The following is a 14,533-nucleotide window of genomic DNA, read 5'->3' as shown; positions in this document are numbered from 1 at the left end:
CAGGCTCTACGCTTGGTAACCGTGTTCGCATCCAACCTTCCCACCGTGACCGCCGCCGACGTACCCGCCGACGCCTACCTGCTGGACGTACGGGAGGCGGACGAGTGGGCCGCCGGGCACGCCCCCGACGCCCACCACCTGCCGATGATGGAGGTGCCCGCCCGGATGGCCGAGATACCCTCCGACGCCGACGTCGTCGTGGTCTGCCGCTCCGGCGGTCGCTCCGGACAGGTCGTGGGCTACCTGATGAACAACGGCTGGGACAACGTCCGGAACCTCGACGGCGGAATGCGCCAGTGGGCCGCCGCCGGCCGCCCACTGGAGAGCGAGGACGGACAACCGGCCCGGGTCATCTGACCACCCGTCGGGAAGACCGGAGAACCCCTGTGAGCGCGAGGAGTGAGCCGGGCTTGCGGGCCCCGCAGTCGCGAACAACCGGAGTACTCCCGTGAGCGCAAGGAGTGAGCCGGGGTCGCGGACCCCGCGCTGGCGGTCGCCGAGACAGCTCGGAAGTGCCCGGAGCGAGCCGGGACTGCGTGCACCCGTGCCACGCCTTCCCGGCGAGACGGCACGGCTCCCCGGCGACCCCCCGGGACTCCGGACCGGACCGCTGGTCTTCGCACACCGTGGCTCGTCGGAGACGATGCCCGAGCACACGCTGGCCGCGTACCTGAAGGCCCTCGACGAGGGCGCGGACGGTCTGGAGTGCGACGTCCGGCTGACCCGGGACGGTCACCTGGTCTGCGTACACGACCGTCGGCTGGACCGGACGAGCAACGGTCGGGGGCGGGTGGGGGCGTACACGCTCGCCGAACTGGAGCAGCTCGACTACGGCTCGTGGCACACCGGCGGGGCGATCGACGGGGACGTCCCGGCGGATCCCGACCGTACCCGCCTGCTCACCCTGGACACCCTGCTCCGGGCCGTCCGGGCCGCCGGGCGCAAGGTCGAGCTGCTGATCGAGACGAAACACCCGACCCGGCACGGTTCCGAGGTCGAGCGGCGGCTGGTCGCCATGCTGCACCGGCACGGCCTGGCGGATCCCCGGCCGGACGATCCGGTACGGGTGACCGTGATGTCGTTCTCGCCGCTGGCCGTACGGCAGGTCCGGCGGCTGGCGCCACGGCTGTCGACCGTGCTGTTGCTGGACGTCCTGCCGCCCGGGCTGCGGCGGGGGCGGCTGCCGTTCGGAGCCCGGATCGCCGGCCCGAGCCTCAAGCTGCTCCGTACCCGCCCGCGTCTCGTGCCGGCGCTGCACGCCGCTGGCAACCGCGTCTACGTCTGGACCGTCAACGAGGCCCCCGAACTCGATCTGGCGCTGGCGCGCGGCGTGGACGGGATCATCACCGACCGTCCCGCGCTGATCCTCGAACGGTTGGGCCGCTGACCCGCCGTTTAGCCGGACAGCGGCGACGCCGGGGTCGATTACCGGCGCCGGAAGTCACAGCGGAACGACGGGTACTGCCCAAAGCCAGGCCGAAGAGGCAGACTCGGGGAATGCCGGATCGCCCCGACTACCCCTGCCTGATCGCCGGTCACGCCGACGTCATCGAGATGCTCAACGCCGGGGAGGTCGGCCTTCCGGTGCTCAACCGCCTGCTCCAGGTCGCCGCACAGGCCCTCGGCGCGGCCGGCATGGCCTTCGTGGAGTACGGCCCCAGCGGCGGCCGGGTCGTCTCCGCCAACGGTGCGGCCGGCTGGGCGGTCGGCCGCCCGATCCGCCCGCTCGACGAGGCGACAAGCGAGTTGCTGTGTGGTCCCCGGGTGCAGTCGTTGCGGATCGACGCCCTGCCCGGGGAACTCGCCGAGCAACTCGACGGGCGCGGCCTGCGGTACATGATCTCGGCGCGGGCGGAGGTCGGCGGGCTGACGATCGGCACCCTCTACGCGCTGTACCGCGACGCGATCCGGTCCGACGACGCCGAGTACCAGGTCGCGCTCGGCTACCTGGCCTCCTCCGCCGCGCACATGTACGGCGACCAGGCGGGCCTGCCGGTACACGGCGACGGCACGGTGGTCGCCGCGCTCGCCGACGGCCTGGCGATCGTCACCCGGGACGGTACGGTCCAGCTCTGGAACCCGGCGGCCGAGAAGGTGACCGGGTTGCGGGCGGCGGAACTGCTCGACCGGCCCCTGCCGTTTCCGGTACCGCCGCCCGGGCAGGTGCTGGACCATCGGCTGCCGGACGGTCGGTGGTTGAAGATCACCTCGGGTGAGCTGCCCGGTGCCGGCGCGGCCCGGGTGGTCACCTTCCGGGACAGCAGCGACCAGCACGTCCGGGACCATGACCGGGACCTCTTCGTGGCGGTCACCAGTCACGAGCTGCGCACCCCGGTCACCGTCATCAAGGGGTACGCCGACACGCTCGACGCGCACTGGGAGTCGCTCTCCGAGTCGGACCGGCGCCAGGCGGCGGGACTGATCGGCCAACGTGCCGGCGAGCTGGCCCGACTGGTGGACCGGCTGCTCTCCACCACCAACGACGTCGGGCCGGTCGGCGGCTCGCCGCCCGTACCCTTCGATCTGGTCGAGACCCTGCGCGCGGCGGCGACCGACCTTCCCGCCGACCTGCGCCACCGGCTCGTCCTCCAGCTTCCGGACGACCTTCCGAAGGCCCTCGGCGACCGGGCCAGCCTGGCCACCGTGTTGACGGAACTCACCACGAACGCCGGAAAGTACTCCCCGGACGGCTCGCCGGTGCAGTTGACGGCGGAGGCGGACAAACGCACCGTGGCGTTCCGGGTGAGCGACCGGGGAATCGGGGTACGTCCCGAGCATGTGGAGCGCGCGTTCGAACGGTTCTGGCAGGGCGAGTCGGGTGACCGGCGTCGCTACCCCGGGGCCGGCCTGGGTCTCTATCTCGTCCGCCGGATCGTCGAGCGACAGAACGGGTGGGTTTCGCTCCGCCCTCGCGACGGCGGCGGTACGGTCGCAGAGGTGCGGCTGCCCCGAGGATGAACCGGGGCGCCACCGTGACCCAGCGGGCCGCTGAGGAGGCGCCTGGAGTGTCTACCGTCCTGACCGAACGCTCATGGTGCGTGATGGTGCCGCACGACGCCCGGGGCGCCCGTGGCGCCCGGCACCGCCTCGCCGACGAGCTGACCGGGATCGTCCCGGCGACGCTGCTCGCCGACGTGGAGATGGTCGCCGCCGAACTTCTCGGCAACGCCGTGCGGCACGCCGAGCCGCTGCCCGGCCGGCTGATCCGGCTGACCTGGTCGGTACGCCCCGGCCCGCCCGACGACGAGGTGGTGATCCGGGTCACCGACGGTGGCGCCACGGCCCCACCGCAACTGCGCCGGGTGGGCCCGGACGCGGTCGACGGCCGGGGGCTGTTCCTGGTGGCCGCGCTGGCCGCCCGGTGGGGGGTCGAGCGCGACGGGCTGGGACAGAGTGTCTGGGCCCGGCTGGCCCACCCCGCCGACCGGGAACTCGCTCCGGTCGGCTGACTCGACCACGGTGGGCCGACCCCGGCGACGGTCGCCCGAACCCCGGCGACGGTGGGCCGAACCCCGGCGACGGTGGGCCGAACCCCGGCGAGGCCAGATCCGCCGCCGGGTGCGCGGCCCGGACTCGATGCGCATAGGCTGTCTCGCCGTGGGCAAGCGTCGAAAGAGTTCCCGGTCCGCCTCGGCGGACGCGACCAGTTCCGCGATCGGGGGAAGCACGATCGGGGGAAACCGGACCGGCAGGGCGGAGAAGCGGCAGAAGGTACGGGACATCTTCGTACCCCGGCCCTTCGAAGGGCTCACCGACGAGGCGGAGTGGATCGCGCTCCGCGAGTTGGTGCCGGCGGCCACCGCTCCGCTGACCCTCACTCCCGCCCTGGTGGAGGAGTTCGGGGACCGGCCGGTCAGCCTGGCCACCGTCCTGCCGATGGCCACGCCCGCGATCAGCCGGGCGGACGGGCAGGTGTTCGTCGGCCTGCAACGGCACGTGCAGTCCGGTGACGCGTCCCGGGACCTGGCCGAGGCGCTGCTCTGCGCGTTGCGGACCGAGCCGGGCCAGGCGGTCTCCGTACCGCCGCTGCCCGGCGAGGGCCCGAGGTTGCAGGACGTCCTGGTCGACGGGCCGCTCGACATCACGATGCACGACGGCTTCGAGTTCTGGGTCGACCCGGGGGCCGCTGACGACCCCAACGTCAAGGCGTCCCTCGAACGGGCGGACGCCTCGATCTACCCGACGGCCCGGCTGGCCGCCGCTCCGGCCGCCTACTGGTGCCGGGTCACCGACAAGAGCCACGTCCGCTGGGTGCTGCCCGACGACGAGGACGCCGCGCTCGACGCGCTGTCTCGGCTGAGTGCGGCGGGGGAACTGCTGCTGGGCGAGCAGACCCGGTTCGCCGGGATGTTCCGGGCACACGGTCGACTCGTACCCGTCTGGGACCTTCCCCGGGACGCCGCGCCGGAGTCCTGGGAGGCTCCGCTGGCGGACGTCGCGAAGCGCTACGCCGCCGCCCTGGCCGATCCGGCCCCGCTGGACGGCGCCGCCCGCCGGGCGAAGCAGGGCCTGGTCGGACGCCAGCTCACGCTCCGCTAGCCGGCTCCGGCGCCCGGCGAGGGCTGCCGGCAAGGGCTGCCGGAGCCGCTCCGGTACGCCCGCGACACCCGCGTGCGGTTCACACCCGGGCTTCGGCGGGTTCCCGCGCGGTGTCGTCGAGCGGCAGATCGCGCAGCCGGCGGATCGGGGTCGAGAGGTAGATGACCGGGGACAGCACGGTGAGCGCCCCGAAGATCAGCAGTGTCGTTCGGGCACTGACCACCCCGGCCAGGGCGCCGGCCAGCAGGCTGCCGAGCGGGATGGCGCCCCAGGAGACGAACTTGACCGTGGCGATCACCCGCGACAGGAGTTCTGGCGGGCTGGCGAGCATCCGGTAGGTGCGGGTGGTCACGCTGAGCACCACAATGGAGACGGCGAGGATGGTGCTGCCGACGGCAAAGGCGAGGTAGCCGGCGATGCCGGTGCCCAGCGGGATGAGAAGCGTGCTGGGCACGGCGACGAAGGCCGCGATGAGCAGGCCGCGTGCCGTGCCGACCCGGTCGGTGAACCAGGTTGTCAGTGCGGCGCCGAGAAGCGCGCCGAGGCCGTCGCTGGCGACCAGCACCCCGACCAGCAGCGGTGAGGCGCCCAGCTCGCGTAACAGGTAGTACGGCACCAGGGCGTGCATCGCACCGTTGACGAAGTTCGCCACGGTGGCTACCCACATGGCCGGCCCGATGATCGGGTGTCGGAGCACGAAGTGCCAGCCCTCGCGGATCATCGTCGCCATCGGTGGCCGTTCGGCCGGTCGCACCACCCGCCGGGCCGGCAGGGTACGCAGCAGCACGGCGGAGATCAGGTAGCTGACGGCGTCCACGAGCAGCGTCGGCACCGCGCCCAGCAGCTGCACCGCGAATCCGCCCAGGGACGGCCCGCCCAGCGCGGTGGCGGCATGGGTGCCGGAGGTGAGGCTGTTGCGCGCCTGCAACTGCGCGGCCGGCACGATCTCCGGCAGGAAGGTCTGGTTCGCCACGTCGAACAGCACGTTGGCGAAGCTCACCACCAGGGAGACCGCGACGAGTTGGGCCACCGTCAGGGCGTCCAGCCACCAGGCCAGCGGAACGGACGCGATGGCGAGGACCCGGACCAGGTCCAGGGCGACCTGCATGCCGCGCAGCGGCAGGCGCTGCACGATCACCCCCGCCGGCAGGCTGATCAGCAGGTACGCGAGATAGCCGGCCGCCGTGATCAGCCCCATCTCGAAAGCCGTCGCGTGCAGCACGGTCAGCGCGGTCAGCGGCAGCGCCAGCCCGCCGACCGCCGAGCCGAGGTGACTGGTCGTGCCGGCGATCCACCAGCGCCAGAAGACAGTAAGTTTCATATTGGAACGGACTATAGTGGTACCTGTGAAAAAAGTCGATCTTGCCGACGCGGACTGCGGCATCGCGCAGTCCCTCGGCGTGCTGACCGACTGGTGGACCTTCCTGCTCATCCGCGACATCGCCGGCGGCGTGACCCGCTTCGACGGCCTGCAACGCGGGCTCGGGATGAGCCGCCGCGCCCTCACCGAGCGCCTCGCCGCCCTCACCGAGCACGGCGTGCTGCACCGCCGGCGGTACACGGATCGCCCGCCGCGCCACGACTACCTGCTCACCGCCAAGGGCGAGGGTCTGCTGCCGGTTCTGATCGCGCTCCAGGAGTGGGGCGACCGGCACGTGCTCGGCGACGGGTCGCTCACCGCCACGGCGGCGGCCGGCTCGGCGGAGGCCCGCCGGATGCACGCCCTCGTCGGACGCCGGCTCCCCGAACTGACCCTGGTACACCACGACGGCACACCGGTGCCGCCCGCCGCCCCGGATGCCTGGACGGTGCTCTACTGCTTCCCCGGCGCGTTCGTGCCCGGCGTGCAGGGCTATCCGCCGTCCTGGGGGGACATTCCCGGCGCCCACGGCTGCACGCTCGAATCCAACACCTATGCCGCGCGGGCCGCCGACTTCACCGCCGCGGGTGCCCTGATCCACGGGGTCAGCACCCAGCGTCCCGACCAGTTGGCCGCCTTCGCCGCGCACGCCGAACTGCCGTTCCCGCTGCTCTCCGACGCCGACGGGCGGCTCGCCGCGTCGCTGCTGCTGCCCACCTTCCGGGCCGCCGGCACCGACCGGCTCAAGCGGGCCACGCTGCTGCTCGACCCGGCCGCGACCGTACGCGCCGTCCAGTTCCCGGTGACCGACCCGGCCGGCTCGGTTAGCGAGATGCTGCGCCTGGTCCAGGATCACGTTCCCGAAAAGGACGGAGCAAGAGGCTGATCGTGGCGCAAGTCGGTGCCGTGTCTGCCGGCAGCCCGGAGGTGGACACGCGCCGGTGTCGTCGACAACGCGCGGTCTGCCGCCCGCGCCGTCGACGACACCCGCCGCGTCCTGCTACGCCGAAGACGGGAACGTCAGCTCCGGGCACCGGGGCCGGAATCGCAGCTCCTCGGCAAGCAACCGGGCGAACCGGGGCATCCGGTAGCGGCCCGTCGAGCTGACGACCAGCAGGTGAGTCCGGACCAACTCGTCGAGCAGCGCTTCGGTCTCCGCCACCAGGGCGTTGAGCCGACGCGCCGCCTCCGCGACGCCGAACTCCCGGGGTCCGGCGAGGCGGGCGAACGCGTACCGCACCTCGGGCCTGAGGGGGGACAGCACATCGATCATCCGCGAGCGAAGACTCAGGTCGTCGACCTCCCACTCCGAGAGGGCCCGCCGCTCGTCGCGGAGCCGACCGATGAGGGCGGCGGTGCTGAGCGCCGGCAGGTCGATGAGCCGGGCCGCGACGATGCGCAGCGCGAGTGGCAGCCCGCCGCACAGCACCGCGAGGTGGTCGAACTCTTCGCCGACGCGGTCCCGCCCGAGCATGCTCCGCAGCACCTCCACGGAGTTGGTCACGTTGAGCGGCCGGAGCGCGAGCCGTCCGGCGCCCGGGATCACGCCCAACGGATATCCGCTGGTGAGCAGTAGGCAGCAGCCGGTCGCGAGCGACAGCATCGGCCGGACCTCACCCGGTGCGCTGACATTGTCCATCACCAGTAGCAGACGCAGTCCGGCGCTCACCGTCTGAAGCAGGTCGACCGCCTCGGCGACGTCGTCCGGTGGAGTGCCGACGCCGAGCCGGCGCAGCACGGCCTGGACGGGGCCGGCGCCGGAGCGCCGGGCCCGGGGCCAGGTGCGCACGTCGAGATGGAGCTGTCCGTCGGGATAGGCGTCGGCGAGGTCGTACGCGGCACGCTGGGCCAGCGCCGAGGTACCCACGCCCGGCGGACCGTGCAGCACCACGACCCGTGGCCCGATCCCCGGTTGCGGGCCGAGGATGGCGGCGCGCAGCTCGGTGAGCGCGTCGCGGCGGCCGATCAGTGCTGGCGGCTCGGGTAGGCCGTGGACGGTGGGGTGCGATGTCGACCGGTCCCGTTCGATTCGCCGACGGTACGGCCGGACCGGGTCACCAGCTGCCGGCGAACCACTGTTCGGTGGGCCCACGTCGGGCTGGAGACCACCGCGGATCGGAGTTACCACGGCCGGTCGTACCTGCCCGGCGCCGACCGGAACGTCGTCCCAGTGCAGCAGTGAGCGGTACAGCTCGGTCAACTCCGGATCCGGCTCGATACCGAGCTCGTCACGGAAGACGTCCGCTGCCGACCGGTAGCCAGCCAGGGCCAGGTCGTGCTCCCCGAGCCGGTGATGGGCGAGTATCTTCAGCCACCAGGCCCGGCTGCGCAGCGGCGCTACCGCCAGCAGGTCTGCGAGTTCGCGTACCGCCCGGTCTGGTTCGCCGGTGGCGATCCGAGCCTCGGCGATTCGCTCGACCGCGCGCATCCGCTGCTCGTCGAGGGCATCCAGCCAGGTGCCGACGGCACCGTGCCGCGGTACCCCCGCAGCGGCTTCGACGCCGCGCCAGAGCTGGAGCGCCTGCTCCAGCCGTTCCACCGCCCGGGTCGGTCCGGCAGCCTCAGCCGATGCCTCCGCGACGAGCTGGGCAAAACGGAGGTGATCACTGTCCGCGTCGGTCACCCGGAGCAGATAGCCTCCCGGCTCGCGCTCCAGCCGTACCGGAGTGTCCGACAGGACCTGACGGAGGATTCGCACGTACGTGCGGAGGTTCGCCACCGCCGACCTGGGTGGGTCGGTGTCCCACAACATCGTCACCAGCCGGTCCACACTGATGAGTCGGTTCGCCTGGGACAGCAGGATGGCGAGCAGACTGAGGGGCTTGCTCCCCCGCACCCGGCGGACACCGCTCGGCAGATGTACCTCGATCGGACCGAGCACCCGCACAGTCGACTCCACGGACGTCCTCCCCCGACAGACAACTCCGTTGGGGGTATGCGTACCACGGAAGATCCATTGCTTCAATGCGTCGGAACGGGACTACTTCCGACCTCGCGAGGCGTCGGTGCTCGGGTGGTCGTCGGTCGTCGCGGTGATGGGCCCGGCCTCGGTGTAGCGACGCAGGGCGACGCCGAGCACCCGGTCAAGCGGGACCAGCCCGAAGGTACGCGAGTCGATGCTGGCGTCGCGGTTGTCACCGAACACGACCGCCCGGCCGGCCGGCACCCCGCCCGTCGCGTCGTCTGCTTCGACGCCGGTCGGCAGCGGGTCCCCCGGAAGGGCGGCGAGGCGCTTGATGATCCAGGCCCGGCCCCGGATACCGCTGTCGGAGTCGCGCCACACCCACCCCGCATCCCGGTAGGGGCGTTCCAGCACCACGATCTGGCCGACCTGGAGCCGCCGGGCCGGCAACCGGCGGACCATGACCCGATCGTGACCGTGCAGCGTCGGCTCCATGCTGCCGCCCTCGACCCTGACCAAGACGAACCGGGCGCGCAACCAGGCGATGGCCACCGCCACCGCGATGACGAGGCCACCCGCCAGCAGCACGGCGGTCACCGACCCGCTCCCGCAGTCGCGTACCCCTCGGCCTGCATCGTGAACAGCCGGGCGTAGTGTCCGTCCGCGGCGAGAAGCGCGTCGTGATCGCCCTGCTCGACCACCACACCGTCGTCGAGCACCACGATCGCGTCGGCATCGCGCACCGCGCCGAGCCGGTGGGAGATGAGCAGGCTCGTCTGCCCGGCACGGTGCTCGCGCAGCCGATGATGCATCTGGTACTCGGCCTCGGCGTCGAGCCCGGAGCTGGGCTCGTCCAGGATGAGCAGGTCGCGCCCGTCCCGGACCAGGGCCCGGGCGAGGGCGACCCGCTGCCACTGGCCGCCGGACAACACCACGCCCGCGTGGTTGGTGTCGTCGGCGAAGAGCCGGGTCAGCATCGTGTCGTACCCGGACGGCAGCCCGGCGAGGGTCTGGTGGATGCCGGCGCGCTCGGCGGCCCGGGTCACCGCGTGCTCGTCGCGCGCCGCGGCGAGGTCACCGAAGGCGATGTTGTCGCGGACGGTGAGGTCGTAGTGCATGAAATCCTGGAAGATGCCGCTCAGTCGCTCGCGCAGCGCCTCGACCGGTACGTTCCGGATGTCGATGCCGTCCCAGAGGATGGAGCCGCGGGTCGGATCGTAGAAACGGCCCAGCAGTTTCACCAGCGTGCTCTTTCCCGCTCCGTTCACCCCGACCAACGCCACCGCACGTCCCTTGGCGATGGTCAGGTCGACGCCGCGCAGGATCCACGGATGGTCGTCTGAATAGCGGAACCAGACGTCCCGCAGCACGATGGCCTCACGCAGTGGCGGCAGCGGCTGGGGCGACTCGACCAGCGGCAGGTCCGGAGCGGCGCCGACGACCTCCAGATACCGCTCGAAGATCAGCAGATGCTGGTGCCCCGCGGCCAGGCCGGTCGCCAGCGTGCCGAGGCTGGTCTGCACCGTCGCCACGGCCGCCACGAAGATCGACACATCTCCCACGGTGAGTGTGCCGGTCACCGCCGACCGAACCGCCCAGAACAGCCCGGCCGCCGCGATCCCGGCCGCGAGCACGGCCAGCCCACCCTGGGTCAGCAGCGTCCACCGGTCCATGCGCCGGTGTAGACCGTTGATCGACCTACGGTCGCGGTTCATCCGCTGCCGCAGGTGGTCACCAAGGTTGAAGAGCCGGATCTCCTTGGCGGCCGCCACGTCACCCAGCAGTTGGGCGTAGAACATCTCCCGGCGTTCCAGTCCGGTGATGTCCAGGGTCGTCTGGACCCGCCGGCGGGCCAGCCGCACCTCCCCGACGAAGGTGGGGACGGCGCCGAGAACGACGATCCAGGCCATCTGCGGCCCGACCACGAGCAGCATGCCGAAGAAGCCGACCATGGTGATGCTGGTACGGACCAGACTGAGCGCGGTGAGGATGATCTGATTTGGCGTGTCCTGGCCGGTCTGCTGCGCCATCCGGAGCCGGTCGAGGAAGTCGGGATCCTCGAAGCGGCGAAGCCCCTGAAAGCGGTTGACCGCGCGGTACAACCGGTCCTGCGCGACGAGGCTCGCCTTACGCCCGAGGTCCTCCTGGACGTACTGCGAGAGCTGTGGCTGCATCGCGCCGATCAGGCCAGCCGCCAGCAGACCACCGACGATGCCGGCGAGCCCGGACCACGCCGGGTGCGGACTCGCCAGCTCGTCGAGCATGCCCTTGGTGAACCACGCCGCCGCGACCGGCACGGTGGCGGCCACCACCGACAGCGCCACGAGGGTGGCGAGGGCGACGGGCGCCGCACGCGCCGCGAGCCCGAGCGCCCGGCCGAGCGTCTTCAACAGATTCATGCGGCTACCGGAGCAGGCGATCCGACGAGGTGCGCCCCGGTCGCGCTGATCACGCCCTGCGCGTCGACCTGGCACACCGCCGGGAATCCCCGTACTCCGAACGCCACGATCGCTCCGCGGGACTCGTCGCCGTCGAGTACCGTGGCGACCTCGGCCAGCGGCCCGACGTACTCGTCACCCGGCTCCGGCCCCTTCTCCACGACGGCGAGTGCCCGCCTCGTCGCCGCGGCGGCGAGGAAGCCGGGCAGCAGGTTCTTGCAGGAGGGGCAGCCGGGCGAGAAGAAACCCACAAGGGTCGGCTCGGTGAACCACCCGGGTCCGACGACAGATCCGTCCACCGCCGTCGCCGTGAACGGTGCGACCGCAGAACCGACCGACCTGGTGGAGGCCCCGATCTCTGCCGGCTCCAAGCCGTCGAGCAGGTGCCCGTACTGACGCATTCGCCGGATCAGCCCCAGCGTCAGGACCAGGTTCAGCAGACAGGTCGCGCCGACCAGGACGACAGCGGCGGTCAGGAACATCATCAGGTACTCCTCCGAGGTGCGGTGCGAACTGACGCGGCGCGACTGTATGCACGGCGGAGTACATGGCGCCTACATCGCGCCGTGTATCGACCACGTACGGCCGCGGTCTAGCGTCGGCGCCGCACGGCCGCTTCCGGCGGTCGGCGGAGGGAAAGAAGGTGAAGCGTGTCGAAGCTGCGTGCGCTGACCGACCGACTGGTCGGACTGGTCGTTCCTGAGGTGAAGGCCTCGGCCCTGTGGTACACCGAGACCCGCTGCGTGAGCGGGTGTGGTGGCCGCGGGCAGGAGCAGCGGCGCCAGTGTCACGACGGCAGCGGGGTCTGCGGCGCCTGGACGAACTACTACTGCGGCTGCTGACCGGTTGATCGCCGGTGCCGGGCCGGCGCGCCGGGAGTGTGTCGCTCGCATCGGGTGGCCGCTCCGGTCGGCGCGCCGGCTCCGGCCCGGTACCAGCGGGTCTCTTCCACCGGTAGGGCCAGCTCACCGAGCGGTCGTTGGCGTTGCTCACCGCTCACCGCCGGTTGGCCCGCGACTACGAACGTCACCCGGCCACGTCGGAGGCGATGATCCGCCGGGCGGCTATCAACCAGATTCTGCGCCGACTCACCCGAGGCGGACCGGCGCGACGCCAACAACGCCGCACCTTCAACCCACCCGCCTGACACCAATCTCATACACCCACTTACCGACCAGGATCGGCCCGGCCGGTTGGGGCAGCGCGATGCGATCGAAGGTGCAGAGATCGACGGGTACGCCCGCCCAGTGGTCAGCAGCGGTTCGAAGCACCAATTGAAGACACCCTGGCAGCACACCGAGGTGCCTCGTCTGCCGTAGGCAAGCGGTCAGCCGACCGGGCCGACCCGCTTCGCCGAGTCAACGAACGCCCGCCAGGACGCCGGCCTGAACGCCAGCGTGCCGCCGTCCCGGTCCTTGGTGTCCCGGACCAGCACCCGGCCCGGCAGATTGTCTGCCACCTCGACGCACGCACCCTGGTTAGAGCCGCTGCGGGTGCTCTTGCGCCACTCGGGTTTCAGGTCAGTCATGGTCGTTGATCACTCCCTGGAGGAGGTCCCTGGACGGCTGCACCGGTAGAGCCAGCCCACTGACAATCTCCCACGACAGGTCCAACTGGTCCAGATCCCCCGCGTCCGTCACCACCCGGCCCCGAAGCTGGTCGTCCACGTATCCGGCCCGCCGGCTTCCGGGCAGCGTCGCCAGCACAAATGCGCCCTGAAGGCCCGCGTGCAGGCCAGCGGAGCGGGGAACCACCTGCACCCGCACCTCCGCTCGCTCACTCAGGTTCAGCAGGTGTTTCACCTGCTCCCGTCGCACCTCCGGCGGCCCGGACATCAGGGCGAACTCACCGATGACGGCCGATATCCTCGGCGGCGAGGGACGGTCGATGGTGGTGGCCTGCCGGTCCCGCCGGACCTGGATGGCCCGCTCCACCACGTCGTCCGGCAGCCAGCCGCCGCGCAGTACGGCCCGGGCGTACTGCTCGGTCTGGAGCAGGCCCGGCAGCAGCAGCGGCTCCCACCAGCGCAGCATAGTCGCCCGCTCCTCGTTCTCCGTCCACGACCGCAGCCAGGGCGGCCGTGCGTCGTCCCGGGCCACCTCGGCGGCGCGCTGGATCTCGTCGCCGAGGCCGAAGAATTTGTCCAACTGGGCAGCGGTCTCGGGTCGAGGCACGGCCCGGCCCTGTTCGATCGCGGCGATCAGGGAGGCACTCACTTTGATCGCCCTGCCCAACCGCGCCTGCGTCATCCGGCGCTCGACCCGATGTCTTCTGAGAATTTCCCGAACGTCGTTCACGTACTGCTCCTGCGGATAAGAGGGGGACAGGCCAAGACGTCTATATTGCCGTAAGTTCGCCTTCCGTTACGTCCCGTCATAACGCCAGGCTGGACCTCGGTCGCACCGTCCGATCCCCCGTGAAACTCCACTTCGGGCGGAGCGCCTACGGAGGCGGTGTCGGCTTCCCGGCCTGCATCGCCCCCGTCCTCACCCGCCGACGAGAGGCAATCAGATGAGACGAACTCGCAAGGTCGAGCCCCGACACCGCCGCGCCTGGTGGCGCCTCTGGCGGTACTGCCGATGCGGCCACCGGTGGCGCTGCCCGTACTCGGATGGACTGGTCCCGGCGCCGTGGCGGCCACCAGCGCCGCCGTACCGGCCATCGTCGCCGCCGTACCGGGTCGAACTGACCGAGTCCGAGCGGGCCGAGATCCGCGCCCTGACGCCGTACCCGACGGGCCCGACGGCCCCGTCCCGGACCCGGGCGATCAACCAGCGGCCCACCCGGAACGCACCCGGCCAGCCGCACCCGGCCAACGGCCGCACCAAAGTCCTCCCCCCGGCGGGGGAACACCGTGCCCGGCGCGGGGCGCGGGTGTGACCGGTGATCGGGCCCCAGGTGCGCTGGGCGCGGTTCGCCGCGCGGCGGCGGATGCGCGAGCGCCACGCCGGCGGACACCTGCCGACCAGGACCTACGACTGCCGCGAATGTGAGCATCCCTGGCCGTGTCCGCCAGCCCGCCGGTCCCTGCTTCTCGGCTTCGAGGGCGACCGGGTCGGGCTGATGATGTACCTCGGCGCCCACCTCGCCCGTGCACTGGAAGAACTGCCCGACACGCATCCCGCCCTGATCGTCGGCCAGCTCCTCTACTGGATACCGCGCCGCCGCTGACCTGCCTCGTCACCCAAGCGACCCGCTCCGGTCGAAAATAGTTAGATCTTGGTATTTCACCGTGGTCACGGCGACGGTGGAATACCAAGATTGTCTTCCGGATGGGGGGTTAGGGAGGGAAGG

General features: G+C 71.6%; 16 protein-coding genes. 9 read left to right on the top strand and 7 right to left on the bottom strand.

All coding sequences use genetic code 11. The features are described from left to right. Nucleotides 1–21 precede the first annotated feature (21 nt). From I0C86_RS19415 to I0C86_RS19395, 5 genes are all read left to right on the top strand, one after another. Nucleotides 22–357, top strand: coding sequence for a rhodanese-like domain-containing protein (locus tag I0C86_RS19415; protein ID WP_196202674.1), 336 nt, complete (start codon nt 22–24; stop codon nt 355–357). 253 nt (nt 358–610) lie between these two features. Continuing rightward, nucleotides 611–1,387, top strand: a complete 777-nt coding sequence (locus I0C86_RS19410; RefSeq protein WP_255527768.1) for a glycerophosphodiester phosphodiesterase — start codon at nt 611–613, stop codon at nt 1,385–1,387. 110 nt (nt 1,388–1,497) lie between these two features. Then, nucleotides 1,498–2,958, top strand: a complete 1,461-nt coding sequence (locus tag I0C86_RS19405; protein WP_196202673.1) for a sensor histidine kinase — start codon at nt 1,498–1,500, stop codon at nt 2,956–2,958. A 14-nt stretch (nt 2,959–2,972) separates the two neighbouring features. After that, nucleotides 2,973–3,449, top strand: a complete 477-nt coding sequence (locus I0C86_RS19400) for an ATP-binding protein (RefSeq protein ID WP_407676327.1) — start codon at nt 2,973–2,975, stop codon at nt 3,447–3,449. 148 nt (nt 3,450–3,597) lie between these two features. Then, complete coding sequence (locus tag I0C86_RS19395; RefSeq protein ID WP_407676326.1) at nt 3,598–4,539, top strand: DUF5926 family protein; 942 nt, start codon at nt 3,598–3,600, stop codon at nt 4,537–4,539. A 79-nt stretch (nt 4,540–4,618) separates the two neighbouring features. Here the strand turns inward: I0C86_RS19395 and I0C86_RS19390 are convergent, their stop codons facing one another. Continuing rightward, nucleotides 4,619–5,860, bottom strand: a complete 1,242-nt coding sequence (locus I0C86_RS19390; protein ID WP_196202671.1) for an MFS transporter — start codon at nt 5,858–5,860, stop codon at nt 4,619–4,621. A gap of 25 nt (nt 5,861–5,885) precedes the next feature. Between I0C86_RS19390 and I0C86_RS19385 the strand changes: the two genes are divergently transcribed. Continuing rightward, a complete protein-coding gene (locus I0C86_RS19385) occupies nt 5,886–6,785 on the top strand; it encodes a winged helix-turn-helix transcriptional regulator (protein ID WP_196202670.1) in 900 nt (299 codons plus the stop codon). A gap of 114 nt (nt 6,786–6,899) precedes the next feature. Here I0C86_RS19385 and I0C86_RS19380 read toward each other — a convergent pair whose 3' ends face one another. From I0C86_RS19380 to I0C86_RS19365, 4 genes are all read right to left on the bottom strand, one after another. Next, nucleotides 6,900–8,798, bottom strand: coding sequence for a BTAD domain-containing putative transcriptional regulator (locus I0C86_RS19380; RefSeq protein WP_196202669.1), 1,899 nt, complete (start codon nt 8,796–8,798; stop codon nt 6,900–6,902). An 81-nt stretch (nt 8,799–8,879) separates the two neighbouring features. Continuing rightward, nucleotides 8,880–9,398, bottom strand: a complete 519-nt coding sequence (locus tag I0C86_RS19375) for a S26 family signal peptidase (RefSeq protein WP_196202668.1) — start codon at nt 9,396–9,398, stop codon at nt 8,880–8,882. Continuing rightward, on the bottom strand, nt 9,395–11,200 hold the full coding sequence (locus tag I0C86_RS19370) for an ABC transporter ATP-binding protein (protein WP_196202667.1): 1,806 nt from the start codon (nt 11,198–11,200) through the stop codon (nt 9,395–9,397). Before I0C86_RS19370 ends, I0C86_RS19375 begins: the two co-directional genes overlap by 4 nt. Further along, nucleotides 11,197–11,724 (bottom strand): thioredoxin domain-containing protein, encoded by a 528-nt coding sequence (locus I0C86_RS19365; RefSeq protein WP_196202666.1) that lies wholly within the window; start codon nt 11,722–11,724, stop codon nt 11,197–11,199. Before I0C86_RS19365 ends, I0C86_RS19370 begins: the two co-directional genes overlap by 4 nt. A 165-nt stretch (nt 11,725–11,889) precedes the next feature. Between I0C86_RS19365 and I0C86_RS19360 the strand changes: the two genes are divergently transcribed. Then, complete coding sequence (locus I0C86_RS19360; RefSeq protein ID WP_196202665.1) at nt 11,890–12,081, top strand: hypothetical protein; 192 nt, start codon at nt 11,890–11,892, stop codon at nt 12,079–12,081. Between the two features lie 485 nt (nt 12,082–12,566). Here the strand turns inward: I0C86_RS19360 and I0C86_RS19355 are convergent, their stop codons facing one another. Together I0C86_RS19355 and I0C86_RS19350 are read right to left on the bottom strand one after the other, a co-directional pair. After that, nucleotides 12,567–12,767 (bottom strand): DUF397 domain-containing protein, encoded by a 201-nt coding sequence (locus I0C86_RS19355; RefSeq protein ID WP_196202664.1) that lies wholly within the window; start codon nt 12,765–12,767, stop codon nt 12,567–12,569. After that, on the bottom strand, nt 12,760–13,536 hold the full coding sequence (locus I0C86_RS19350) for a helix-turn-helix domain-containing protein (RefSeq protein WP_196202663.1): 777 nt from the start codon (nt 13,534–13,536) through the stop codon (nt 12,760–12,762). Before I0C86_RS19350 ends, I0C86_RS19355 begins: the two co-directional genes overlap by 8 nt. Nucleotides 13,537–13,750: 214 nt before the next feature. Between I0C86_RS19350 and I0C86_RS19345 the strand changes: the two genes are divergently transcribed. Both I0C86_RS19345 and I0C86_RS19340 read left to right on the top strand, forming a co-directional pair. Beyond that, complete coding sequence (locus I0C86_RS19345; RefSeq protein ID WP_196202662.1) at nt 13,751–14,119, top strand: hypothetical protein; 369 nt, start codon at nt 13,751–13,753, stop codon at nt 14,117–14,119. A gap of 3 nt (nt 14,120–14,122) precedes the next feature. Then, entirely contained in the window at nt 14,123–14,410 is a 288-nt protein-coding gene (locus I0C86_RS19340) for a flavin reductase (RefSeq protein WP_196202661.1), read from the top strand. Nucleotides 14,411–14,533: the final 123 nt, after the last annotated feature.

Source organism: Plantactinospora alkalitolerans (assembly GCF_015690345.1).
In the GTDB taxonomy this organism is placed as follows: domain Bacteria; phylum Actinomycetota; class Actinomycetes; order Mycobacteriales; family Micromonosporaceae; genus Plantactinospora; species Plantactinospora alkalitolerans.
The sequence above is the reverse complement of the archived record's forward strand: the minus strand, read 5'-3'. Positions and strand labels throughout refer to the sequence as shown.